Raw genomic sequence first — 23,437 nt, forward strand, 5'->3', positions numbered from 1 at the left:
CGCGCCATCCTCTGGCGCGCTTGCTTTTTCGTCAGTGATCTCGCTGATCGCGAATGAAGGTGCCGTTGTTCAACTCATTGAACGCCTGCATCAACTCCTCACGCGTGTTCATCACGATCGGCCCATGCCACGCCACCGGCTCTTTGATCGGCTGACCCGAAATCAACAGGAAACGCACGCCTTCGGGCCCGCTGTTCACCACGATCTCATTGCCGGTGGCGAAATTCACCAGCGTCCGGTTGCCGGACATATCGCGGATGTTGATCTCTTCACCATTCACCTCTTTCTCGACCCGCACGCCGTAAGGCTGAGAGGCATCGCGGAAAGACGCACGGCCCGCAAAGATATAGGCAAACGTGTTGGCATAGGTGTCGACCGGCAGCACCTTGCGTGTGTTCGGCGGCACGGAAATGTCGAGATAAAGCGGATCGGCGGCGATCCCATCCACCGGCCCACGCTTGCCCCAGAACGATCCCGTGACGATTTTCACCTTGGTGCCATCGTCATCGATGATCTCGGGGATGTCGCTGCCCTGAATGTCCTGATAGCGCGGCGCGGTCATCTTGAGCGAGGAAGGCAGGTTGGCCCAAAGCTGAAACCCGTGCATCTGCCCCGCCGCATTTCCGCGCGGCATTTCCTGATGCATGATGCCGGAGCCTGCCGTCATCCATTGCACGGAGCCTTTGCCTAAAACGCCTGTGTTGCCAAGACTGTCGCCATGCTCCACCTCGCCATCCAAGACATAGGTGATCGTCTCGATGCCGCGATGCGGATGCCAGGGAAAGCCCTTTTCGAACTGCTTCGGATCGTCATTGCGGAAATCATCGAACAGCAAGAACGGATCGAATTCGCGCGGTTTGTGAAAGCCGAAAGCGCGATAGAGATGCACGCCTGCGCCTTCGAGTGTGAACTGACCTTCAGAGGTCGCTTTGACGGGACGGAATGTCATGGTGAGACTCCTTTGTGTTTGTCTCATCATGTGGGCATTTGGGGGTGTGCGTAAACGGCTTTGCGCGAACGGTTTCTGTGCGGTGGCGCGCAGATGGGCGTTGAGTGAGTATTTCACCTGCAATGAAGAGGTGCGCCCCGACCGCCGGTTCATAGCGCAGTGGCGTCACCGAAAGGGTTTCGGCCCACGGGCCGGGGCGTCTTCATCGCAGACGGTCATCGGCTCTCCAGCCTGTACCGTAAACACGTTGTGACGCATTAACCTTAATGCGCGGCTAACAGGTCTTCATTGCAGTCCAAATACTCGAAAAAAGCGCCCCGAAGGGCGCTCACTCTTATTTTTTCGATCCGTAGACATTGTCCTGCGTCGGGAAGGCGCGGGATTTGACGTCTTCGGCGTAAGACGCGATGGCGTCCTCGATGGCTTCACCGACCGCGCCGAATTTCTTGACGAATTTCGGCACCCAGTCGTTCAGACCGAGCATGTCTTCCATGACCAGAATCTGGCCGTCGCAGGTTTTGGACGCGCCAATGCCGATGGTCGGCACGTCGATGGCTTTGGTGATCTTGTCGGCGAGCGGTTCGACCACGCCTTCGACCACGACGGCAAAGGCGCCAGCGTCGGCGACGGCAATCGCGTCGTCGATGTGGAATTGCCATTCGTTTTCATCACGGCCTTGGGTTTTAAACCCGCCCATGATGTTGGTCGATTGCGGGGTGAGGCCGATATGGGCCATCACCGGGATGCCGCGCTCGGAGAGGAATTTGATCGTCTCTGCCATGCGCGCGCCGCCTTCGAGTTTGACGGCCTGACACTGGGTTTCCTTCATGATTTTCGCGGCATTGCGGAAAGCTTGCGCCGGGCTTTCCTCATAGGAGCCAAAGGGCATGTCCACCACCACAAGCGCGCGTTTGGTGCCACGCACCACCGCTTTGCCGTGCATGATCATCAGCTCGAGCGACACGCCCACAGTGCTTTCCATGCCATGCATCACCATGCCGAGGCTGTCGCCCACCAGCAGGAAATCACAGTATTTTTCGGCAATCGCAGCAGTGTGCGCATGATAGGCCGTCAGCGACACGATGGGATCGCTCCCTTTGCGCGCCCGGATTTGCGGTACGGTGACCCGGCGGATGGTTTCAGTTTGGGATGACATGGTGTTTCCTCCTCACGCAGGGTTCGCGACCCTTTGGTCGATCAGTAGCACATCGCCAAAGCGCGCGGCCAGAAGGATCACCACGGGCCGCGTGATCGCGCCCGGCACCTCGGCCAGCGTTTCGGCGTCGCGCACATCGACGCTTTCCAATTTGGCACGCGGTTCGCGGGCGATGAAATCGCGGATTTCCTGTTCCAGATCGGGGCCGGAGCGCCCGTCGGAGACCTCGTAATCGGCATAGGCCAGCGCTTTGTTGAGGATCAACGCGGCTTGGCGGTCCTCTGGCGTCAGGCGCACATTGCGTGACGACATCGCCAGCCCGTCCACCTCGCGCACGGTCGGCACGCCGTTGATCTCGATCGGCATATCCAGATCGCGGACCATGGTCTTGATGACCTGCAGTTGCTGGTAATCTTTCTCGCCGAAAAACGCCTTATCCGCGCCGGTGATGTTGAAAAGCTTGGTCACCACGGTGCAGACGCCTTTGAAATGGCCGGGTCGCAGAGCGCCCATCAGCACCTTGTCCAAATCCTCGGTGAGCACGGTGGTCTGTTTCAGAGGGTGATACATTTCTTCGACAGAGGGACAGAAGACGGCATCGACGCCCTCGGCCTCGAGCATGGCAAAATCGCGAGGTTCGTCACGCGGGTAGGCGTCCAGATCGGCGGCCTCGCCGAATTGCGTCGGATTGACAAAGATCGAGGCGATGACCCGGTCGGCATGGGTCTTGGCCGTGCGCACCAAGGTCATGTGGCCCTCATGCAAATAGCCCATGGTGGGCACCAAGGCGACGGTTTCCCCCGCGGCCTGAAAGCCTTTGACAGCCTCGCGGATGTCCTGTTTCGTGCGACAGATTTTCAACGTCAGCCCTCCCGAAGCCTCTAGTCGGGCGGAGACTACAAACTGCGGAGCGGGGCGGCAAGCGCTCGACATGTGACGTTCCGTAGATCTGGCCCGTATAGCTGATCTGCGGCTTTAACCTTTTTCCACGGAATGTTCGTCTCATTTCCCCATTCTTGACACGATCTGTTGAGAATTTGGCGACGGTAAACGTTAAATTGGGGGATTTATTCCTATGGGCACCTTAGGAAAGACGCTCAGCATTGTCGGGGCCGTGGTGGGGATGGTGATCTCCGTTCTGGTCTATGCAGAAATTTCAAGAACTCAAAAAGGGGTTCAGATCGCTTTGACGGAGAGTTTTCAGGGCTCTTCCTATTTCAGGGATTCGTCTGAGGATGACCTGCCCAAGCTGACGACCGAACGGATTGCCGCGCCGAAAAACGGCTCGGAAGCGCGCAGTTTCGAGATCGAGCATGTCGATGAGAGTGCAGACTTGCAGGATGGTGTCGCGGCCGAAGCTGCTGTCGAGCCTGAGGCACCTGGTCTTCCAGATGACGCCACGATGGGAGAAAAGCTGTCGTATTATGTCGACCGCCTGATCGCCTGGTTCGTCGGCGAGAAAGAAGAGACGCTGCACATGGACTGCAAGACCAAGAAGGACGGCGGCAAGGTCTGTTCCGTCGTGCGCAAGTGAGTGCGAAAATGAATGCGCAACGACTTTCGAGGTAAGGATGTACATCGCTTACTCCGGAAAAGTCGGTCCCTTGCGGGGCCGCCTTTTTCGCAAGCTCAGTTTCTTCGGGGTTAGTCGCCCTCTTTCAAAGCGGCCAATTCATCCCAGCATTCCAAAGCTTTGGCGGCATACATCAGCACCGGGCCACCGCCCATCTGGATGTTCATCGCCAGCATTTCGAGCAACTCTTCACGCGTGCCGCCGTATTTCATCAACGCCTCGACGTGAAAGCCGACGCAAGGATCGCAGCGCACGGAAATGGCCATGGCCAGCGCCAGCAATTCCTTGGTTTTATGGTCCAACACATCGCCCGCAAGCGCGGCTTTCGACATGGCGCCGAAGCCCTCGGGGATGTTCGGATTGGCTTTGTTCAGCGCACGCAGCGCCGTGCGCATGCTTTCGTTCTTTTCGACCCAAGACATGGGAGACTCCTTGTTCGCGGTTCTTCGTGGGTGTGTTTCGCACAGGCAGCATGGCGCAGCTTTGATCCGGGTCAAAACATATTCCGATGTGAAAATATCTTTTATTCCCAAATGCATATGAAAAAGGCCCGCTGGGCGGGCCTTTCCACATTCAAATGTCGCGCAGGGGTTACTGCGGAATCTCGCCGGTCAGACCTTCGATGTAGAAGTTCATGCCCGCGAGCGTGCCGTCATCGGCAACCTCACCCTCGGCCAGCCAGACGGAACCGTCCTGCTTGTTGATCGGGCCGGTGAACGGGTGGTACTCGCCTGCGGAGATCGCGTCGCGCAGCGCTTCGGCGCCCGCTTTCACATCGTCTGGAACGGCGGAGGAAATCTCGCCGATGCCAACCATGCCCGCACCGATACCGTCCCAGGTCATGTCCGATTCCCAGGTGCCATCCATGACGGCCTGCACGCGTTCGATGTAATAGGGCGCCCATTCGTCGATGATCGACGAGATGCGCGGCATCGGGCCGAATTCGGCCATATCGGCGGCCTGACCGAAGGTGTAGACGTTGCCGGCCTTTTGCGCGGTGATCTGCGGGGCGGTGGAATCGGTGTGCTGAAGCACCACGTCAATGCCCTGATCGATCATCGCCTGCGCCGCGTCGGCCTCTTTCGCCGGGTCGAACCAGGTGTTCAGCCAGACGACGGACATTTCCACATCCGGGTTCTCTTTCTTGGCGTGCAGGAAGGACGAGTTGATGCCGCGGATCACTTCCGGGATCGGGAAGGAGCCGATGTAGCCGATTTTGTTCGATTTGGTCATGTGACCGGCGAGGTAGCCCTCGATCGCGCGGCCTTCGTAGAAACGCGCGGAATAGACGCCCACGTTCGGCGCGGTTTTATAGCCGGTGGCGTGTTCGAATTTCACGTCCGGGAATTTGCCCGCGACGTTGATCGTCTGATCCATGTAGCCAAACGAGGTGGTGAAGATGATGTCAGCACCCGACAGGGCCATCTGGGTCATCACGCGCTCGGCGTCGGGGCCTTCGGGCACGCTTTCCTGTTCCACCAGCTCGACGGCATCACCGAAATGCTCGGCCATCACCATGGCGGCCTCGTGGTGGTGTTGCGACCAACCGCCGTCGTTTTTCGGACCGACATAGATAAAGCCGACCTTGACCGGATCCTGAGCAAAGCCCGGAACAGCGACGCTCAGAGCAAGAGCGGAGGCCGCGGCGGCGGTCAGCAAAGTTCTACGTTTCATGGAATATATCTCCCCTGTTGGAATATGCCCTCGTGGGCTTCACGAGGTGTGGAAAATCCGACCCAGCATGGCGGGTGCGTTGGAGGCACCATGCCTGCGGGCGGAAATGACGACAAGGACCAGAATGGTCGCAAGGAACGGCGACATGGACAAAAGCTCCACCGGCACTTTCGCGCCCGCCGCCTGAAGGTTGAGTTGAAGCACGGTGATGCCGCCAAAGAGGTAGGCGCCAATGAGCACACGGCCCGCGCGCCAGCTTGCAAAGACGACGATGGCCAAAGCGATCCAGCCGATGCCGGCGGTGATCCCATCGGTCCACTGCGGCACACGCACGAGGCTGATGTAGGCCCCTCCGAGCCCGGCCATGGCGCCACCAAAGCCGATGGCGGCAAAGCGCACGGCCTTGACTTTGTAGCCAAGCGCATGGGCCGCGGCGTGGTTTTCCCCCACCGCGCGCAGGATGAGACCAGCACGGGTGAATTTCAAAAACGCCCAGACCACGACGACCATGATCAGCGACAGGTAGACGATGGCGTCATGCTGGAAAATCACCGGGCCGATCACCGGGATGTCTTCCAGCAAAGGGATGTTCATATCGGGCAGGCGGGGCGGCGACATGCCTTGGTAATTCTGACCCAAAAGCGACGCGAGGCCCGTGCCCAGAAGGGTGAGCGCCAGACCGGCGGGCACCTGCGTCGTCAGGAAAATCTGGGTCAGCAGACCAAAGAGCATCGACAAAGCCGCGCCCCCTATGGCGGCGGCGACAAAGCCGATGGCCGGAGATTGCGTCTCGATCGCGGCGATGAAGCCGCAGACCGCGCCAAAGATCATCATGCCCTCGACACCAAGGTTCAACACACCGGATTTCTCCGTCACCATTTCGCCCAGAGCGGCCAAAAGGATCGGGGTCGAGGCGACCATGAGAGAGGCCAGAAGGATGACGGGGTTGATGCCACCAAAGTCCATTACGCGCTCTCCTTTTCACGCAGGCCGAGATAAAGCGGAAGGGCAAGGGACAGGCCCACGCTGAAGCCTGCGGGCAGGACCAACCACCACCGGGCCACCCCTTCGCGACGCGCGTCGAAAAAGGACCAGAGCCAGAACACCGCGATGGAAATCAGCACGTCGGCGGAAAAGCCTCCGGCGGCTCCATTCGCGAAGAGATCGGTCACGAAAGCCAGGGGCGAAAGGCCGTTTTGCGCGAACCAGCCGCCGAAAAACGCCCATGGGATAACGGTGCCGAACACGGCCAAGGCAAACCAAACACGAGAGGAGGGCATCAGGAGGCCTCCTTTTTCAAGATCATCACGCGGTAGTTCACGAGGATGTCCATGGCCAGAAGGATCATCAACAACATGCCTTGGAACACCTGAATTGCCGCCGAGGGCAGGCCCAGCATGAATTGCGCCAACTCGCCGCCAATGAAGGTGAGCGCGAGGAGCAACCCGGCCAGCAGGATGCCGATGGGGTTCAAACGGCCCAGAAAGGCGACGATGATGGCGGTAAAGCCGTAGCCTGCACCAAAGTCGATGGAGATTTGACCGGCGGGACCTGTGACTTCGAACAGCCCGGCCAATCCTGCGAGTGCACCCGCCGCGCCGAGACAGAACACAACCAAAAGCTTGTCTTTGACACCCGCAAACCGCGCCGCGCGGGGGCTTTCGCCAGTCAGCCGGATTTGAAAGCCCAGCATATGTTTGTTGATCAACACATAGGCTGCCACGACAGAGGCAAAGGCCGCGACCACGCCCCAATGCGCGCCTGTGCCGGTGATCAGCTCCGGGTTAGACATGGCCGGGATCTGGCTCAGGTTGCGCGAGCCGGGAAAGCCGTTGCCCTCCGGGTTGCGCAGAAATCCGAGCGCGGCGGAGGCCAGAATTTGTTCCGCCACATAGACCAGCATCAGGGAGACGAGGATTTCGTTGGTGTTGAATTTGGTCTTCAACAGCGCCGGGATCATCGCCCAGAGAAAGCCGCCCAAGGCGCCCGCGATCACCATCAGAGGGAAAATCCACCAGGCGTCCAACGGGTAAAGCGCCAGACCGACAGAGGCCCCGGTGATGGCGCCGATGATATATTGGCCTTCAGCGCCGATGTTCCAAATCCCGGCTTTGAACCCCAGCGAGAGCCCGATGGCGATCAGGATCAGCGGCCCGGCTTTGACCAGCAATTGCGGGCGCGAATAGGCGGCGAATTGTTCGTTAAAGAGCGGGTCCCAAAAGATCGTGCGAATGGCCGCGACCGGGTCCTTGCCCATGGCGGCAAACAGCAATCCGCCAAGGATCATGGTCAGAATCACCGCGAGGATCGGCGTGGCGATGGTCCAGGCTTTCGAGGGTTCGGGGCGTTTGACGAATGTGATCACAGCTCCGCCACCTCCATATCATGCGCGCCGCCCATCATCAGGCCGATCTCATCGACGGTGAGGCCTTTGGCGGGGCGGGGCGCGGTCAATGTGCCCTCGTTCAGGGCGGCGAAATGGTCGGAGATTTCCATCAATTCGTCCAAGTCCTGCGAGATCACCACAAGGCCCGCACCGCGTGCGGCCAGATCGAGCAAAGCCTGCCGAATATCCGCCGCGGCCGAGGCATCGACGCCCCAGGTCGGCTGGTTCACCACCAAAATTTTCGGCTCTTGCAGGACCTCTCGGCCAATGACGAATTTCTGCAAATTGCCGCCGGACAAAGACCGTGCCGCAGATCCGGGGCCGGGCGTGCGCACATCGAAGGTCTTGATCACCTCGCGGGCAAAATCTTCGGTTTTTTTCCAGTTCAGGAAGTTGTTTTTGCTGAGCTTTTTGCGGATCGTCGCGGTCAGGGCCGCGTTCTCCGTCAGGCTCATATTGGGCGCTGCGGCATGTCCGAGGCGTTCCTCGGGCGCGGCCAGAATGCCGATCTTGCGCCGCGCGTTCGGGCCCAGATGGCTCACATCCTGACCGTCGAACATGACGGCGCCCTTGCCGGTCCGGGCCTCCCCCGAAAGCACCGACAGCAATTCATCCTGACCGTTGCCCGCCACCCCGCCGATGCCCAGAACCTCGCCCGCGCGCAGCGTGAGAGAGACGTTCTTGAGCTTTGTGCCAAAGGGATTTGCGGGCGCGAAGTCGAGGCCTTTGACCTCAAGCAACACCTCGCCCGTCTCACCGCCTTCGCGCGACGGCACGTGCAGCGTCTGCCCCACCATCATCTCCGCCATGGCGCGCGCCGTGGTGACTTTGGGGTCGCAGTCGCCCACCACTTTGCCGAGGCGCAGGATCGTCGCCCCGTCGCAGAGCGCGCGGATTTCTTCGAGCTTGTGCGAGATGTAGAGGATCGAAGTGCCCTCGGATTGCAATTTGCGCAGGGTTTTAAACAGGATTTCAACCTCTTGCGGGGTGAGCACCGAGGTCGGTTCATCCATGATCAAAAGCTTTGGGTCCTGCAACAGACAGCGGATGATCTCGACGCGTTGCCGTTCCCCTGCCGACAGATCGCCAACAATCCGGTCCGGGTCCAAAGGCAGCCCGTAGTTTTCCGAGACCTCGCGGATAGAGGCGGCCAGCTCGCGCATCTTCGGTGGGTTTTCCATGCCGAGTGCGACGTTTTCCGCCACATTCAGCGCCTCGAACAGGGAAAAATGCTGAAACACCATGGCGACGCCTGCGGCGCGGGCGGCCTGCGGGTTTTGCGGCGCATAGGAGCCGCCGCGCAGTTTCATGAACCCCGCGTCGGGCTTTTCCAGCCCGTAAATCATTTTCACGAGTGTCGATTTCCCCGCGCCGTTTTCGCCCAAAAGCGCATGGACCTCGCCGGTGCCGATGGAAAAACTGACATCGTCATTGGCGCGCACGCCGGGATATTCGCGGGTCAGCCCCACGACTTTCAAAAGCTCCGTCACCCTGTCCGTTCCCCGTAAGATTCTCTGATCTCTCGCACCGAGATTACTTGGGCGGCGACCCCCACCGCAATGGCTTGGGGGTGTTTCCCTAGGTCAGGTTGCCCAATTGGACAGCAAATGCGTGCGATTTGGGCGTCCGTATGGCCGAGATCGCGCAGACGGCTGCGAAAACGGGCCCATTTTGTGTGTGATCCGATCAGCCCGGCGAAGGCAAACCCATGAGTGAGCGCACGGTGGCACAGCTCCAGATCGAGCGCGTGGGAATAGGTCAGGATCAGGTGCTCGGCCTCGGGTGGCGCATAGGTCATCAGGGCTTCGGGGTGCGTGGCGATCAGTTGAGTGACGCCTTCGGGGATCGCCTCGGGGAAGCGATTGGCATCGGTGTCGATCCAGGTGATTGCCAGATCGGGCAGGGGGGCCAGCGTTGCGACAATGGCGCGCCCGACGTGGCCTGCGCCCCAAATCCAGATCGGCCGCGTGGCACGAGTGATGGGTTCGACCATCCAGTCGCCATGGAGCTTCGGTGTGACATGGCCTTGCGCGCGAGCCTCGGCGAGCGCTTTCTTGACGGCAAAGGGCATGGCGCCAGGGCCACGGGCAAAGACGTCTTCGGGGATGTTCGCGGGGATGCCCGATGCGCTCTCGAAGACTTCGGTCAAAAGCGTCACCGCGCCGCCGCAGCATTGCCCCATCGCGGGGCCAAGTGGCAGGCGGTGCAAGCGTGGCGCGGAAAACGCGTGTTTTGCCGCCTCGAATTCCAAGGTGCCACCGCCAATGGTGCCAGATTGAGCAAAGCCATCTGCCGTTTGCCAGACCAACATCGAGGCGCCCACTTCGCGCGGGGTTGACCCCTGCACCTCGGCCACGACCACGCGGGCGACGCGGGCGTTTTTGGCAAGTACCGCGCTCAGGGCATCGCGATCAAAGCTCACGCTTTCGCCCTCTCAATTGCGGCGAGGCATTCCTCGGGCGTGGCGGGGGCATTGAGCGCCGGGTAGTTGGGACCGCAAGCGGCGCAGGCATCCGAGAGCGCCAGAAAGGCGGAAATCCCCAACATGAAGGGCGGCTCACCCACCGCTTTGGAGCGATAGATCGTCTCTTCGCGGTTGCGACCGTCCCAGAGATCGACGTTGAACACATCGGGCGCGTCGGAACAGGCGGGGATTTTATAGGTCGAGGGCGCGTGGGTCTTGAGCACGCCTTTGTCGTCCCACACAAGCTCCTCGGTGGTGAGCCAACCGGCGCCCTGCACATAGCCGCCTTCGATCTGGCCCTTGTCAATCGCCGGGTTCAAAGAGGCGCCTGCGTCATGCAGAATATCCGCCCGCAGAATGCGGTTTTCGCCGGTTAATGTGTCGAGCGCGACCTCCGTGATCGCGATGCCGTGGGCGAAGTAGAAGAACGGACGACCTTGGCCTTTGATCCGGTCCCATTCGATCTTCGGCGTTTTGTAAAACCCGGTCGCCGAGAGCGACACGCGGTTCATATAGGCGAGGCTGATCAGCTCGTCGAACGCCATCTCATGGACGCCGAAATGCACCTTGCCCTTGGCCCAGGTCACATCGCTTTCCCCGAACCGGTCGAGGATAAAGACCTCAAGCCGGGTGCGAATGCGGTCGCAGGCGTTCTTCACCGCCATGCCGTTCAGGTCCGTGCCCGACGAGGCGGCTGTGGCAGAGGTGTTGGGGACTTTGGCGGTGTCGGTCGCGGTGATCTTCACCTTGTTCAGGGACACGCCGAATTCCGTGGCGGCGACTTGCGCGACCTTTTGGAACAGCCCTTGCCCCATTTCCGTGCCGCCATGGTTCAGATGGATCGAGCCGTCGTTGTAAATATGGACCAGCGCGCCCGCCTGATTGAGGTGGGTCAGGGTGAAGGAGATGCCGAACTTGACTGGCGAGACACCCAATCCTTTTTTGATGATCGGGTTATCTTTGTTCCATTTTTCAATGCTATTTTTGCGTGCGGCATAGTCGGAGGTCTTCAAAAGCTCCTCGGTCATGCCGTGCAGGATGAAATCCTCGACCTCTTGCCCATAGGGCGTCAACTTGCCGCGCGGTGTGAGTTGCCCACCTGCGTGTTGCGGATGGGCGTCCACATGTTCGACGCTGCCTTCGGAGGTCGGTTCGCCGTCGAGCGACAGCACATGATCCTCCGGCACGCCATCGCCCGCCGTCGGCGTGACCATCTCGTCGTAATAGTTGAGCTTGCGCACCTCCACGGGGTCTTTGCCAAGCTTATGCGCGATGTGATCGACCACGCGCTCGATGCCCAAGACGCCCTGCGGTCCGCCAAAGCCACGGTAAGCGGTGTTGGATTGGGTGTTCATCTTGAGCCTATGGCTCTCGATTCGGGCGTTCGGCAGGAAATAGGCATTGTCGGCGTGCAGCATCGCGCGGTCAGCGACCGGCAGCGTCAGGTCCATCGACCAACCGGCGCGGGTGAGTTGCAGGAAATCAATGCCGAGGATGCGCCCCTCGTCATCAAATCCGCAGGTGTAGGAGATGCGGAAATCGTGGCGCTTGCCGGTGATCACCATATCGTCGTCGCGGTCGTAACGCATTTTACACGGCTTGCCGGTGTCGCGTGCGGCGATGGCGCAGGCGATGGCGAGCCAGTTGCCCTGAGACTCCTTGCCGCCAAAGCCGCCCCCCATGCGCCGGGTTTCGACGCGCACGGCATGCATCGGCACATGAAGCGCATGCGCCACCTTGTGCTGAATTTCCGACGGGTGCTGGGTCGAGGCATGCACCAACATATCGCCGCCCTCTTGCGGCACGGCGGCTGCGGCTTGGCCTTCGAGGTAGAAATGTTCTTGCCCGCCGATCTCGATGGAGCCCTCGATTTTATGCGGCGCCTCGGCGATGGCTGTCGCGGCGTCGCCGCAGCCATAGATGCGCGGGCCGTCCTCAAACCGGCTGTTGGCCTCCATGGCGCTGTCATAGTCGAGGAGCGCAGGGAGCTCCTTATAGTCGATCTTGCCCAGCTTCGCGGCCTTGCGCGCGGCCTGATGCGAGGTGGCGACGACAAGGAAAATCGGCTGGCCAATGAATTGCACCTCACCGGAGGTGAGCAAAGGCTCATCGCCCAATGAGGGCGAACAATCCGGCACGTGATCGCCGAAATCCTCTGCGGTGTAGACCCGCACCACGCCGGGGGCGGCGCGCACGGCGGAGAGGTCCATCGCGGTGATTTCGCCATGCGCCACGGTCGAAAGGCCAAAGGCCAGATGCAGTGCACCGGCTGGGAGCGGGATGTCGTCGATATAGCGCGCCTGACCCGTCACATGGAGTTTCGCGGCGTCATGCGGAAGAGGGGAGCCAACAGACATTATGCGCTCTCCTTCACATCAAGAACCGAGGTGGTGAGACCTTGGCTTTCGGCAAAATAGCGTTTGAGCATGTTTTGCGCGGCGGTGAGGCGATAGGCGGAGGAGGCGCGCATGTCGCTCATCGGCGTGTAATCCGTGGCAAAAGTGGGCAGGGCGCTCTCAATCGTGTCCAGGTTCCACGGCTGGCCGATCAGCGCGGCCTCCACCGTTTTCCCGCGTGCGGGCGTCCCGGCCATGCCGCCAAAGGCGATGCGTGCGGCGGCGATTTTGCCGTCCACGACCGTGATGTTGAAGGCGCCGCAGACGGCGGAAATGTCCTGATCGAAACGTTTCGAGAGCTTGTAGACCTTGAGGTTCGTGAGCCCACTTTTGGGCACCGTGACGCTTTCGACGAACTCGGATGTGCCTCTGTCCTGTTTGCCATAAGCGATGAAGAAATCCTCAAGCGGAATGGTCCGCCGCTCCTCGCCCTTGCGCAGCGTCAGGGTGGCGTCTGCGGCAATCAGCGGCGGCGGGCTGTCGCCAATCGGGGAGCCGTTGGCAATATTGCCGCCAAGCGTGGCTGCGGCGCGCACCTGGGTGGAGGCAAAGCGACGATACATCTCGGACAGAGACGGCGAATAGGGTTTGAACAGCGCGATCAGATCGGCAATCGGGGTCATCGCGCGGATTTCAAATGCCTCATCTGTCTCGGTGATGCCTCTGAGGTCCTCAACCCCGTTCAGGAAAATCACCTCATCCAGATCGCGCATCTGTTTGGTGACCCAAAGCCCCACATCCGTGGCCCCCGCGATCAGCGTCGCGTCAGGGCGCAGCGCGTAGATCGCCGCCAATTCGTCGGCTGTCTCAGGGCGTTCGACAATGGCGGGCGCGGGGAAGGGGATGTGCTCCAACTCTTCGGGAATGGGGGCGGTTTCGGCCTTTTTCGCGGCGCGCAGAATGGGCGCGTAGCCGGTGCAGCGGCAAAGATTGCCAGCCAGAATATCCTCGTGATCGGTCTCGCCGCGCGCATGTGCGGTCGCCAGCGACATGACGATGCCGGGGGTGCAAAAGCCGCATTGGCTGCCGTGCTCTTCGATCATTGCGCTTTGCACCGGATGCAGCGTGTCGCCTTTCGATAGCCCTTCGACCGTGGTGACCGATTTGCCATGAAGCTGCGGCAGGAACAGGATGCAGGCATTCAAGGGCTTTTTGCCGCTCTCATCCTCCACCATCACGGTGCAGGCGCCACAATCGCCCTCGTTGCACCCTTCTTTCGTGCCGGTGAGGCCACGGGTGTCGCGCAGATAATCGAGCAGGGTTCGGGTCGGTGCGTCGCTTGCCGTCACAAGGTCGCCGTTTAGCCGAAAAGTGATCTCCATACGTCAGACCAGCCGCTTTCTTGTTCAAAACACGCGCCCGATGCGGCGGAAAGCGCGGGTGATTTCCAAAAGAAAACCGTCCTTGGCGGCATTTTGCAAGGGATTCTAAGCGGGTTTCGCCCAAGCTTTGTACTTTTGATCAAAATTCATGCGGGGAGGGCGAAGGCGCGCGCGTCAAAACGAGCTGTGGAAAAGACACGTTTTGCTCTTGGCGAGGCTCGTCGCCATGCGTTAGCTTGGGCCGGAAATGAGCAGTCCGACCTTCATCCACCTCCGCGTCCACACCGAATATTCGCTCCTAGAGGGCGCGATGCGGCTCAAGAAATTGAGCGGCATGGTGACGGATATGGAGATGCCCGCCGTCGCCGTCACGGACACCAATAACCTGTTCTGTGCGTTGGAATTTTCTGAATATGCCAAGGGCGCCGGCGTGCAGCCGATCATCGGCTGTCAGGTCGATGTCGCCTATCACGAGGCCGCCCCCGGTGAGCGTCCGAAATTGCCCGCACCGGTGGTGCTCTTGGCACAAAACGAGACGGGCTATGAGCATCTGATGAAGCTCAATTCCTGCCTCTACGTGGACAAACACGAAGGCATTCCGCAGGTCACCATCGAGGAGTTGGAACGCTATTCCGGTGGGCTGATCTGTCTGACGGGCGGCTCTGACGGGCCGGTGGGGCGGATGATCCGCGCGAACCACGAGGATCAGGCCCGCGCGCTTTTGGAGCGTCTGAAGGCGATCTATCCGAACCGACTTTATGTCGAATTACAACGTCATCCGGGCGAAGATGGCGGATCGACTGGGGCCGAGCGCCTGACCGAACGGCCTTTCGTCGAATGGGCCTATGATCTGGGTCTGCCTTTGGTGGCGACGAATGACGTCTATTTCCCGAAAAGCGATATGTATGAGGCGCATGACGCGCTGATCTGTATCGCCGAGGGGGCCTATGTCGATCAGGTCGAGCCGCGTAGGCGTTTGACCCCGCAGCATTATTTCAAATCTCCCGCCGAGATGGCGACGCTTTTTGCCGATTTGCCGGAGGCGCTTGAGAACACGGTCGAGATCGCGAAGCGCTGCGCTTTCAAAGCCTATAAACGCGACCCGATCCTGCCGAAATTCGCCGATGACGAGGTCGAGGAGCTGCGCAAACAGGCCTGGGAAGGTCTGGACAAGCGCCTCGCCGTGATCGAAGCGGCGGTGCCGCGCGAAGAGTATGAAGAGCGGCTCAAATTCGAGCTGGGGATCATCGAACAGATGGGGTTCCCGGGCTACTTCCTGATCGTGGCCGACTTCATCAAATGGTCCAAGGACAACAACATCCCGGTTGGGCCGGGGCGGGGCTCGGGCGCTGGCTCTCTCGTCGCTTATGTGCTGACCATCACCGATCTTGACCCGCTGCGCTATTCGCTTCTGTTCGAACGGTTCCTGAACCCGGAACGTGTGTCGATGCCCGACTTCGACATCGACTTTTGCATGGACCGGCGCGAGGAAACCATCCGCTACGTGCAGGAGAAATACGGTCGCGACAAGGTGGGGCAGATCATCACCTTCGGTGCGCTTTTGTCCAAGGCCGCCGTGCGCGACATCGGGCGGGTGCTCCAGATGCCTTACGGGCAGGTGGATCGGCTGTCGAAATTGATCCCTGTCGAAGGCGTCAAGCCGGTGTCGATCAAACAGGCGCTGGAAGACGAGCCGAAACTGCGCGAAGAGGCCCGCAACGAAGAGGTCGTCGACCGGCTGTTGACCTATGGCCAACAGGTCGAGGGGCTGCTCAGAAACGCCTCCACCCACGCCGCAGGTGTGGTGATCGCGGATCGTCCGACTGATGAGTTGGTGCCGCTCTATCAAGACCCGCGCTCCGACATGCCCGCCACCCAGTTCAACATGAAATGGGTCGAGCAGGCCGGTCTGGTGAAATTCGACTTTCTGGGCCTCAAGACCCTGACGGTCATCCAATCCGCGATGGATCTGATCTTTAAATCCGGTCGGCCCCTGCATGTCGCCGCCGACGGGACGCAATTGTACGAGCCGCCAGAGGGCGGGGAGAACCAGATCAACCTCATCCCGCTGGATGATGCGGCGACCTATAAACTCTACTCGGACGCGAAAACGGTCGCTGTGTTCCAGGTCGAGAGCTCGGGCATGATGCAGGCGCTCAGACAGATGAAGCCGACTTGTATCGAGGACATCGTGGCCCTTGTGGCGCTCTACCGTCCGGGGCCGATGGAAAACATCCCGACCTATTGCGACGTGAAACACGGGCGCAAGGAATTGGAATCGGTCCATCCCACGATTGACCACATCCTCGCCGAGACGCAGGGCATCATCGTTTATCAGGAACAGGTGATGCAGATCGCGCAGGTCATGGCGGGCTATTCGCTTGGCGGCGCTGACCTTTTGCGGCGCGCGATGGGGAAAAAGATCAAGGAGGCGATGGACGCCGAACGCCCGAAATTCGAGGAGGGCGCGGCCAAGAACGGTGTCCCGAAAAAGAAGGCCTCCGAGGTGTTCGACCTTCTCGAGAAATTCGCCAACTACGGGTTCAACAAATCCCACGCGGCGGCCTATGCGGTGGTGTCCTATCAGACCGGCTGGCTCAAGGCGAACCACCCGGTGGAGTTCATGGCCGGGGTCATGAACTGCGATATTCACCTCACCGATAAGTTGGCGATCTATGCCGAAGAGGTCAAACGCGGGCTTGAGATCGAGATCGTGCCGCCCTGTGTGAACCGCTCGCTGGCGTCGTTCGATGTGGTGGATCAGAAACTGGTCTACGCGCTGGGCGCGCTGAAAAACGTCGGTTCCGAGGCGATGCAACTGATCGTCCGGGCGCGTGAGGAAGGCGGCAAGCCCTTTGTCACGCTCTTTGATTTTGCCCGGCGGGTGGATTTGAAAAAGGTCGGCAAGCGGCCTCTGGAAATGCTCGCCCGCGCGGGCGCCTTCGATCAGCTCGACAGCAACCGCCGCCGGGTCTTCGACAGTCTTGAGCAATTGGTGCAATATTCCGCCGCGATCCATGAACAAAAGGCCTCCAGCCAGGTGTCGCTCTTTGGCGACGCGGGCGAGGACCTGCCCGAACCGCGGCTCTCGCCGGTGGGCGATTGGGTGGCGTCCGAGCGCTTGATGGAAGAGCATAAAGCCATCGGGTTTTACCTCTCCGGTCACCCGCTCGATGACTATGCAAGTGCTTTGAAACGCAAGAAAATCGGCACGATTGCCGAGGTTCAGGCCAAGGCCGAAGCCGAAGGCGGCGCGATCATGAAAGTGGGCGTGCTGGTGTCGGGTTTCCGTCCGATGAAATCCGGCAAGGGCACGCGGTATTTCCGCATGAATATTTCCGACAGCACCGGCCAATTGGCGGGCATCGCGATGTTCCCGAAAAAGGGCGAATACGAACCGTCCTACGAGATATTCGAAAAACACGACAAGCTGGTGATGACGCTCGAAGGCCGGTTCAACGACGGCCAGTTCGACCCGATGATCCGCTCTGTCGCGCCGATGGACACGATTGTCGCGGATGCCGGTGGTGCGGGGCTCAAGATCTACTGCGAAGACACCAGCGCGGTCATTCAGGTCGGCGAATTGCTGACCCGCGTGACGCAGGAGGCGAAACAGCCCCCGAAAGGCGCGATCTCGTTCTGCATCATGGCGCCGGATTATCCCAATGAGGTCGACATCGACGTGCCGCAGCCCTTTGTCATCACGCCGGAGGTGAAAGGCGCGATCAAATCCTTTGACGGCGTGATCATGGTCGAGGACATGTGATGCGCGCGCTTTTGTTGGTTTCTTGTGCATTTGGGCTGTCCGCCTGTCAGGTTGAAACGCCCGCGTTTTTGGCGCCGCCCGTTGAGGCGGGGACGACAGTCGATGAGACGCCTGATGCCCCCGAGGTTCTTGCTTCGACAGAGGAGATCGCGGCTGCGCCAGAGGCGTTGGAAGGCGGCGAACGTGCGGATGTGGCGCTTGGTGAAGAAACCTTGGACCCACACACCGCGGAGGTGGTTGCGGGGGCCGACCAAATCCTCGCCGAAACCACGGAGGTCCGCCGCGCGGGGCTTGGCGGCATGTTTGCTTTCCTGAAACCCAAACGCGATGAGGCACAAGTCGAAGAAGTGGCCATGCCGGTCGAGGAGGGCTTTGAAGCGCGTCCCGAAACCCATGGCGTCGCGCCAGAGTTGCCAGAACAGGCCACGCCGACGGAGCCCAAATCGCGCAAGCCTCTGTTCGGATTTTTGCAATCACAACCGAAGGATGCTCCGGTCTCCACCGTCAAACCCGGCGAGCTTCTGGCCTTTGGAGAGGTTGGCATCAACTGCGAGATCAGGCCCCGCGCCATGGGCGAAAAGGTCGATCAATTCCCGCGTGAGGGCCGCCCCGTCTGGCAGCTTTACGACAGCGATCCCTCAAGCATTGAGCCGCGTAGCCAGTACATCACCGGCTTTTCCGACGGCTGCGCCCGTCAGGTGACGGCGGCTTTGACGATGTTCGGCGCGGCGGGTCTGCATGAGGTTTTGCGCTATTCGGATCATTCAGAGCGCGACTGGTCGCAGGCCGACAAAACCTATGAGAAGATCAAACGCCAAGCCTGCGGTGTGGGGCGTGGCGAATACTGCCCGGCGGCAAGTCTCGATGCGCTGGAACGTCAGGTCGCTTTCGTTTCCGTCTATCCCTATTTCGGGGCGGAGGAGGATTGGCTGGAGCTGTTGCTCCATGACGGTCAGGTGATGAGCGAGGAGATGCGCTAATTCAGTCGTGCTTTGGCTCACCAGTGCGGCGGGCGTTGATCGGCCAGAGGCACAGTGCCATCGCTCTCCGACTGGCGCAGGGCTTCGGCCTCCATCAGCATCCCCAGACGCCGCTCGGCTTTCTCCAGAATACCTTCCTGCTGCGCCACAATGTCGGACAGTTCTTCGACGGTCTTGGTGAGATAGGCGACCTGTTCTTCCAAAGCGGTGATGCGGGTCTCGTCTGACATCTCGGGTCCTCTCGCGATACGTGCGTCTCTCTATGCCTATGTCATAAGGATTTCATGCCGTCCACCGGCCTGCCACCTTGCCCCTGAGCCGCCCGTGCGATATGCCGCCCGCGACAGTGAGCAAAAGGACCGGCCATGGCCAAGCCCAAGAAAACCCCGCGCCCCAAGGCAGTGACGCCCAAGGGCTTTCGTGATTACTTCGGCACAGAGGTGAGCGAGCGCAAACATATGCTCGATCAAATCGCCGAGGTCTATCACCATTACGGGTTCGAGGCGCTTGAGACCTCTGCGGTGGAAACCGTCGAGGCGCTGGGCAAATTCCTGCCGGATGTGGACCGCCCGAACGAGGGGGTTTTCGCCTGGCAAGAGGATGATTCCGACTGGGTTGCGCTCCGCTATGATATGACCGCGCCTCTCGCGCGCGTGGCTGCGCAATATCGCCAAGACCTGCCGTCGCCCTACCGCCGCTTCGCGATGGGGCCGGTATGGCGCAACGAAAAACCGGGACCGGGCCGTTTCCGCCAATTCTACCAATGCGACGCCGACACCGTGGGGGCGCCCTCCGTGGCCGCCGATGCGGAGATCTGCGCGATGCTGTCGGATTGTCTCGAAAAAGTCGGCATTCCGCGCGGCGATTACATTGTGCGGGTGAACAACCGCAAAGTGCTGGACGGTGTGCTGGAAAGTGCTGGCCTGCCGGACACCGAAGAGTTTGCTACCACGCGCGGGATTGTCCTTCGGACCATCGACAAGCATGACAAATTCGGTGACGCGGGCGTCATGGCTTTGCTGACCGAAGGGCGCAAAGACGAGAGCGGTGACTTTACTAAGGGTGCGGGGCTCTCGAAAGAGCAGGCAGAAGCTGTGCTTGGCTTTGTTGGTGCCAACGCAGTTGTTCGAGCGAAGCTACTCTCGGAGATTGGCTCTTCTCCTCGCGAAGCAGACTACCTACGACGTGGCGCGGTAAACCAAAGATTTCTGGGTGATGCGGTGGCTGAAGTTTTGAGAGAAGATTTTGGTTCGGTGTGGAATATTTATGTGTTGAACCATCTCAAAGCTATGGTGGCTAATAGCTCTGTAGGTTTAGAGGGTGTTTCAGAATTAGAACAGATAGCTGAGCTACTCGACGGGCAAGGCTACGGTCCCGACCGCATCGTTATCGACCCGTCGGTCGTCCGGGGCCTCGGCTATTACACCGGGCCGGTCTATGAGGCCGAGCTGACCTTTGAGGTTACCGACGAGAAAGGCCGCGTGCGCGAGTTTGGCTCTGTCGCGGGTGGTGGGCGCTATGACGATCTGGTGAAACGCTTCACCGGTCAGGCCGTGCCCGCAACCGGCATGTCGATCGGTGTCGACCGCCTTCTGGCCGCCTTGCGCGCCACGGGCCGGATTGGGTCCAAGGCGCAAGGCCCTGTCGTGGTGACCGTGATGGATCGCGACCGGATGGGCGACTATATGGCGATGGTGTCTGACTTGCGTCAGGCGGGCATCCGCGCCGAGGTCTATCTCGGCAACCCGAAGAACTTCGGCAACCAACTCAAATACGCCGACAAACGCGAAAGCCCGGTGGCGATCATCCAAGGTGGCGACGAGGCGGAGCGTGGCGTGGTGCAGATCAAGGACCTGATCCTCGGCACGAAACTCGCGGAAAACGCCTCCGTCGAAGAGTGGAAAGATCGTCCGAACCAATATGAAGTGCCCCGCGATCAGATGGTCGCGAAGGTGCGCGAGATCATCGAAAGCTATTCCTGATGGCCCGCATTGAGATCACCAAAGCCGCCATCAAGGCCGAGGCCGCGCGCCTCAAAGCCTTCTTCGAGGCGCAGGGCGCATTGCCCGTCGAGATGGACATTCTCCTGCCTGCCGAGGTTCTTCTGGACCTCTACGGCGAGGACATCCGCGCCCGCGCTTACATGACCCAGGACCCCGAGCGCGGCGAAATGATGCTGCGCCCGGACTTCACCGTGCCTGTGGTGCAAGAGCATATGTCGAACGGCGCCGAACCCGCGCGCTACACCTACGCGGGCGAAGTGTTCCGCAAGCAAGAAGACATGCCCACGCGCGCCAATGAATATGTTCAGGTCGGCTATGAGGTCTTTGACGGCTCCGACCCGGCGGCGGCCGATGCCGAGGTTTTCGCGCATTTTGCCAATGTGCTGTCCGACAGTGGCCTGCACGCCGCGACCGGCGATATCGGCATATTGAAAGCCGCCGTTGCGGGGTTGAAAACAACAGAACGCCGCCGCGAGGCACTTCTGCGCCACATCTGGCGGCCGCGCCGGTTCCGCGCGCTGATGACCCGGTTTTCCGAGGCGGGCACCACGCTGCGCCTGCAAAACCTCGAGCGCGTGCGTGCCAATCTCGCCCAACCGGAGGCGCCCTTTATCGGTCTGCGCACCCAGACGGAGATCGACACACGGATCAAAGCGCTCGAAGAAGACGCCGCCGAACCGCCGATCTCCGCCAGTGAGATCGAGCTTTTGGACGACATCCTGTCGCTCAAGGAAACCCTGCCGCATGTGCTGTCGCAGCTGCGCGACATCACCGTGGATCTGCCGGCGATTTCCGAGGCCGTGAGCCTTCTGAGCCGCCGGAGCGAGGCTTTGGCGAAACGGGGCGTCGATGTGGAAAACCTCGATTTCGAGGCTTCCTACGGGCGCACCTCGATGGAATATTACGACGGCTTTGTCTTTGGCTTCTACGCCGAGGGCCGCCCGGACCTGCCCCCCGTGGCGACCGGCGGGCGCTATGATGCGCTCACGTCGGTCCTGGGGCAGGGGCGCTCGATCCCGGCCGTGGGCGGCGTGATCCGTCCGAATGTGCTTCTGAGCCTGAAAGGAGGCGCATGATGGTGGTCAAACTGGGCGTGCCCTCCAAGGGCCGGTTAATGGAAAAGACCTTTGAGTGGTTTTCCGAGCGCGGCGTGACCCTGTCGCGGGCCGGGAGCGAGCGGGAATATTCCGGTGCGGTCGAGGGCATTGAGGGCGTCGAGCTTGTGCTGCTGTCGGCCTCTGAAATCCCGCGCGAATTGGCCGCCGGACGCATCCATATGGGCGTCACCGGCTCCGATCTGGTGCGCGACAAACTCGCGAGCTGGGACAGCAAAGTGATTGAGCTGGCGCCGATGGGTTTTGGCCATGCGGATCTGATCATCGCCGTGCCGAAGGCCTGGGTCGATGTCGATACGCTTGACGATCTCGATGCCGCTGCCGCCGCTTTCCGCGCGCGCCACGGCTTCCGCCTGCGCATCGCGACGAAATATCACCACCTGATCCGCGAGTTCCTGAAACAGAACGGCGTGGCGGATTATCAGCTCGTCGACAGCCAGGGCGCGACCGAAGGCACGGTGAAAAACCTCACCGCCGAGGCCGTGGCCGACATTACGACCACGGGCGAGACGCTGCGTGCCAACCATCTCAAAATTCTGAATTGCGATCCGGTGCACCGCTCGCAGGCGACCCTGTTCAAATCCCGCATGGCGCATTGGACGGACGACACCCGCGCGACGCTGGTGACGCTTAAGGATATGTTGGGGCTGGGGGATTGACCGTTTGGCGGCCTGCTCAAGCCATCAGAGTTAAGGCGCTTGGCCTCGCATGGCGCGAGGGGCGGCTATTGGCCGCCGAAGTGTATGACGATGCCGGTCGCCTCAAAGGCGTGCGGCCTTTGGGTGGCTCGGTGGAATTCGGTGAGGCCGCTGAGGCGGCGATTGCGCGCGAGTTTCTCGAAGAACTGGGCGTAGAGATCACGGTAAACGCAGCACCGCAGGTGATGGAAAATCTCTACACCCACGAGGGCATGATCGGCCACGAGGTGCTGTTTCTCTATGACGTCAGCCTTCCGAGTGGCGCCTATGAGGGTCAGAACGAAATTCACTTTGCCGAGGACAATGGCGCCGAATGTGTCGCGCGATGGTATGCGCTCGATCATCTCGAGACAGAGACAGGCCCGGCACTTTTCCCGACAGGTCTAAAAGCGCGCTTGACCGGGGCGTGAGTGCCTGTTTCCTTTGCTGCCCAAAATACTCAAACAATCCCGATCTCGGCCAGGGTCTGCGCCAGTTCCGCAGGCAGCTCAGGCTCGCTTTTGCGGCCCTGCGGCAGATCGGCAGGGGCGTCTTCGGGCTTGAGATAGCGCCAGCCCTGAAACGGGCGGCGTTGGGCGTTTTGGGTGCGGATCAGCGGTTTGGCCAGCTCGATCCGACAGCGGCGCACGCCGTCATGGCCGATCACCTCATGCAGTCCGACAATGGTCTGTCGCGCCTGAATCACGCCCTTGATCACCCAATAGAGCGAGCCGCCGTTCAGCAGTTTCTCTTCCTGCTTCGGCCACATGCGTGTCACATGCCCGCGGCTCGCGCCCGGGGTGGCTTCGATATAGGCGTTGAGCTCTTCGACTGTGTCGATGCCCACGCAGAGTTTGACGAGATTTATGTGGTCAGCCATCAGAACGCTCTAAGTGTGGTATAGATCATAGGTCGGAGGATTGATTCGACAAGCCATGCTCTCGGCGTGGTTGCGCCTCTGCCCTCATGGGATTAA

The 23,437-nt window shown here is 60.5% G+C and carries 21 protein-coding genes; 7 read left to right on the top strand and 14 right to left on the bottom strand.

Translation table 11 applies throughout. The annotated features are described in order from the left end of the window. Positions 1 to 31: 31 nt before the first annotated feature. The 3 genes from HCZ23_RS13930 to panC form a co-directional block, all read right to left on the bottom strand. Complete coding sequence (locus tag HCZ23_RS13930) at positions 32 to 949, bottom strand: pirin family protein (protein ID WP_167602351.1); 918 nt, start codon at positions 947 to 949, stop codon at positions 32 to 34. A gap of 334 nt (positions 950 to 1,283) precedes the next feature. Then, complete coding sequence (panB, locus tag HCZ23_RS13935) at positions 1,284 to 2,105, bottom strand: 3-methyl-2-oxobutanoate hydroxymethyltransferase (protein ID WP_167602352.1); 822 nt, start codon at positions 2,103 to 2,105, stop codon at positions 1,284 to 1,286. Between the two features lie 12 nt (positions 2,106 to 2,117). Continuing rightward, positions 2,118 to 2,966, bottom strand: a complete 849-nt coding sequence (panC, locus tag HCZ23_RS13940; RefSeq protein WP_167602353.1) for a pantoate--beta-alanine ligase — start codon at positions 2,964 to 2,966, stop codon at positions 2,118 to 2,120. A 214-nt stretch (positions 2,967 to 3,180) separates the two neighbouring features. Between panC and HCZ23_RS13945 the strand changes: the two genes are divergently transcribed. Next, positions 3,181 to 3,639 (top strand): hypothetical protein, encoded by a 459-nt coding sequence (locus HCZ23_RS13945; RefSeq protein ID WP_167602354.1) that lies wholly within the window; start codon positions 3,181 to 3,183, stop codon positions 3,637 to 3,639. Positions 3,640 to 3,749: 110 nt separating this feature from the next. Here HCZ23_RS13945 and HCZ23_RS13950 read toward each other — a convergent pair whose 3' ends face one another. From HCZ23_RS13950 to xdhA, 9 genes are all read right to left on the bottom strand, one after another. Continuing rightward, positions 3,750 to 4,100, bottom strand: coding sequence for a carboxymuconolactone decarboxylase family protein (locus HCZ23_RS13950; protein WP_167602355.1), 351 nt, complete (start codon positions 4,098 to 4,100; stop codon positions 3,750 to 3,752). A gap of 169 nt (positions 4,101 to 4,269) precedes the next feature. After that, a complete protein-coding gene (locus tag HCZ23_RS13955) occupies positions 4,270 to 5,352 on the bottom strand; it encodes a BMP family ABC transporter substrate-binding protein (RefSeq protein ID WP_167602356.1) in 1,083 nt (360 codons plus the stop codon). A gap of 39 nt (positions 5,353 to 5,391) precedes the next feature. After that, positions 5,392 to 6,318, bottom strand: coding sequence for an ABC transporter permease (locus HCZ23_RS13960; protein WP_167602357.1), 927 nt, complete (start codon positions 6,316 to 6,318; stop codon positions 5,392 to 5,394). Then, positions 6,318 to 6,632, bottom strand: coding sequence for a DUF2834 domain-containing protein (locus tag HCZ23_RS13965; protein ID WP_167602358.1), 315 nt, complete (start codon positions 6,630 to 6,632; stop codon positions 6,318 to 6,320). The genes HCZ23_RS13960 and HCZ23_RS13965 overlap by 1 nt, the downstream gene beginning before the upstream one ends. Further along, the gene (locus tag HCZ23_RS13970) at positions 6,632 to 7,717 is read right to left on the bottom strand and encodes an ABC transporter permease (protein WP_167602359.1); all 1,086 of its coding nucleotides are present in this window, start codon (positions 7,715 to 7,717) and stop codon (positions 6,632 to 6,634) included. The genes HCZ23_RS13965 and HCZ23_RS13970 overlap by 1 nt, the downstream gene beginning before the upstream one ends. Further along, positions 7,714 to 9,228 carry an ABC transporter ATP-binding protein gene (locus HCZ23_RS13975; RefSeq protein WP_167602360.1) on the bottom strand — a complete coding sequence of 505 codons (1,515 nt, stop codon included), beginning with the start codon at positions 9,226 to 9,228 and terminating at the stop codon, positions 7,714 to 7,716. The genes HCZ23_RS13970 and HCZ23_RS13975 overlap by 4 nt, the downstream gene beginning before the upstream one ends. Further along, a complete protein-coding gene (gene xdhC, locus HCZ23_RS13980; protein ID WP_167602361.1) occupies positions 9,225 to 10,160 on the bottom strand; it encodes a xanthine dehydrogenase accessory protein XdhC in 936 nt (311 codons plus the stop codon). The genes HCZ23_RS13975 and xdhC overlap by 4 nt, the downstream gene beginning before the upstream one ends. Beyond that, positions 10,157 to 12,559, bottom strand: coding sequence for a xanthine dehydrogenase molybdopterin binding subunit (xdhB, locus tag HCZ23_RS13985; protein WP_167602362.1), 2,403 nt, complete (start codon positions 12,557 to 12,559; stop codon positions 10,157 to 10,159). Before xdhB ends, xdhC begins: the two co-directional genes overlap by 4 nt. Next, entirely contained in the window at positions 12,559 to 13,920 is a 1,362-nt protein-coding gene (xdhA, locus tag HCZ23_RS13990) for a xanthine dehydrogenase small subunit (RefSeq protein WP_167602363.1), read from the bottom strand. Before xdhA ends, xdhB begins: the two co-directional genes overlap by 1 nt. A gap of 247 nt (positions 13,921 to 14,167) precedes the next feature. On the opposite strand from xdhA, the gene dnaE reads away from it, so the two are divergent. Both dnaE and HCZ23_RS14000 read left to right on the top strand, forming a co-directional pair. Continuing rightward, positions 14,168 to 17,686 carry a DNA polymerase III subunit alpha gene (dnaE, locus tag HCZ23_RS13995; protein ID WP_167602364.1) on the top strand — a complete coding sequence of 1,173 codons (3,519 nt, stop codon included), beginning with the start codon at positions 14,168 to 14,170 and terminating at the stop codon, positions 17,684 to 17,686. Beyond that, positions 17,686 to 18,666, top strand: a complete 981-nt coding sequence (locus HCZ23_RS14000; RefSeq protein ID WP_167602365.1) for a hypothetical protein — start codon at positions 17,686 to 17,688, stop codon at positions 18,664 to 18,666. The genes dnaE and HCZ23_RS14000 overlap by 1 nt, the downstream gene beginning before the upstream one ends. Positions 18,667 to 18,683: 17 nt before the next feature. Here the strand turns inward: HCZ23_RS14000 and HCZ23_RS14005 are convergent, their stop codons facing one another. Beyond that, complete coding sequence (locus HCZ23_RS14005) at positions 18,684 to 18,896, bottom strand: SlyX family protein (protein ID WP_167602366.1); 213 nt, start codon at positions 18,894 to 18,896, stop codon at positions 18,684 to 18,686. Between the two features lie 135 nt (positions 18,897 to 19,031). On the opposite strand from HCZ23_RS14005, the gene hisS reads away from it, so the two are divergent. From hisS to HCZ23_RS14025, 4 genes are all read left to right on the top strand, one after another. After that, positions 19,032 to 20,648 carry a histidine--tRNA ligase gene (gene hisS / locus HCZ23_RS14010; protein WP_167602367.1) on the top strand — a complete coding sequence of 539 codons (1,617 nt, stop codon included), beginning with the start codon at positions 19,032 to 19,034 and terminating at the stop codon, positions 20,646 to 20,648. Next, entirely contained in the window at positions 20,648 to 21,745 is a 1,098-nt protein-coding gene (locus HCZ23_RS14015; RefSeq protein WP_167602368.1) for an ATP phosphoribosyltransferase regulatory subunit, read from the top strand. The genes hisS and HCZ23_RS14015 overlap by 1 nt, the downstream gene beginning before the upstream one ends. Beyond that, positions 21,745 to 22,443 carry an ATP phosphoribosyltransferase gene (gene hisG / locus HCZ23_RS14020; protein ID WP_167602369.1) on the top strand — a complete coding sequence of 233 codons (699 nt, stop codon included), beginning with the start codon at positions 21,745 to 21,747 and terminating at the stop codon, positions 22,441 to 22,443. The genes HCZ23_RS14015 and hisG overlap by 1 nt, the downstream gene beginning before the upstream one ends. Positions 22,444 to 22,511: 68 nt before the next feature. Then, on the top strand, positions 22,512 to 22,892 hold the full coding sequence (locus tag HCZ23_RS14025) for an NUDIX domain-containing protein (RefSeq protein ID WP_254870321.1): 381 nt from the start codon (positions 22,512 to 22,514) through the stop codon (positions 22,890 to 22,892). Between the two features lie 29 nt (positions 22,893 to 22,921). On the opposite strand, the gene HCZ23_RS14030 is transcribed toward HCZ23_RS14025, so the two are convergent. Beyond that, entirely contained in the window at positions 22,922 to 23,341 is a 420-nt protein-coding gene (locus tag HCZ23_RS14030) for a DUF1489 family protein (RefSeq protein ID WP_167602371.1), read from the bottom strand. Positions 23,342 to 23,437 lie beyond the last annotated feature (96 nt).

This window comes from Celeribacter sp. HF31 (genome assembly GCF_011806455.1).
GTDB lineage: Bacteria > Pseudomonadota > Alphaproteobacteria > Rhodobacterales > Rhodobacteraceae > Celeribacter.

Bases quoted from the DNA above. Each gene is read 5' to 3' on its own strand.
- HCZ23_RS13930 (WP_167602351.1), bottom strand. From the start codon at position 949: ATGACATTCCGTCCCGTCAAAGCGACCTCTGAAGGTCAGTTCACACTC.
- panB (WP_167602352.1), bottom strand. From the start codon at position 2,105: ATGTCATCCCAAACTGAAACCATCCGCCGGGTCACCGTACCGCAAATC.
- HCZ23_RS13945 (WP_167602354.1), top strand. From the start codon at position 3,181: ATGGGCACCTTAGGAAAGACGCTCAGCATTGTCGGGGCCGTGGTGGGG.
- HCZ23_RS13950 (WP_167602355.1), bottom strand. From the start codon at position 4,100: ATGTCTTGGGTCGAAAAGAACGAAAGCATGCGCACGGCGCTGCGTGCG.
- HCZ23_RS13955 (WP_167602356.1), bottom strand. From the start codon at position 5,352: ATGAAACGTAGAACTTTGCTGACCGCCGCCGCGGCCTCCGCTCTTGCT.
- HCZ23_RS13960 (WP_167602357.1), bottom strand. From the start codon at position 6,318: ATGGACTTTGGTGGCATCAACCCCGTCATCCTTCTGGCCTCTCTCATG.
- HCZ23_RS13965 (WP_167602358.1), bottom strand. From the start codon at position 6,632: ATGCCCTCCTCTCGTGTTTGGTTTGCCTTGGCCGTGTTCGGCACCGTT.
- xdhB (WP_167602362.1), bottom strand. From the start codon at position 12,559: ATGTCTGTTGGCTCCCCTCTTCCGCATGACGCCGCGAAACTCCATGTG.
- xdhA (WP_167602363.1), bottom strand. From the start codon at position 13,920: ATGGAGATCACTTTTCGGCTAAACGGCGACCTTGTGACGGCAAGCGAC.
- dnaE (WP_167602364.1), top strand. From the start codon at position 14,168: ATGAGCAGTCCGACCTTCATCCACCTCCGCGTCCACACCGAATATTCG.
- HCZ23_RS14000 (WP_167602365.1), top strand. From the start codon at position 17,686: ATGCGCGCGCTTTTGTTGGTTTCTTGTGCATTTGGGCTGTCCGCCTGT.
- HCZ23_RS14005 (WP_167602366.1), bottom strand. From the start codon at position 18,896: ATGTCAGACGAGACCCGCATCACCGCTTTGGAAGAACAGGTCGCCTAT.
- hisS (WP_167602367.1), top strand. From the start codon at position 19,032: ATGGCCAAGCCCAAGAAAACCCCGCGCCCCAAGGCAGTGACGCCCAAG.
- HCZ23_RS14015 (WP_167602368.1), top strand. From the start codon at position 20,648: ATGGCCCGCATTGAGATCACCAAAGCCGCCATCAAGGCCGAGGCCGCG.
- hisG (WP_167602369.1), top strand. From the start codon at position 21,745: ATGGTGGTCAAACTGGGCGTGCCCTCCAAGGGCCGGTTAATGGAAAAG.
- HCZ23_RS14030 (WP_167602371.1), bottom strand. From the start codon at position 23,341: ATGGCTGACCACATAAATCTCGTCAAACTCTGCGTGGGCATCGACACA.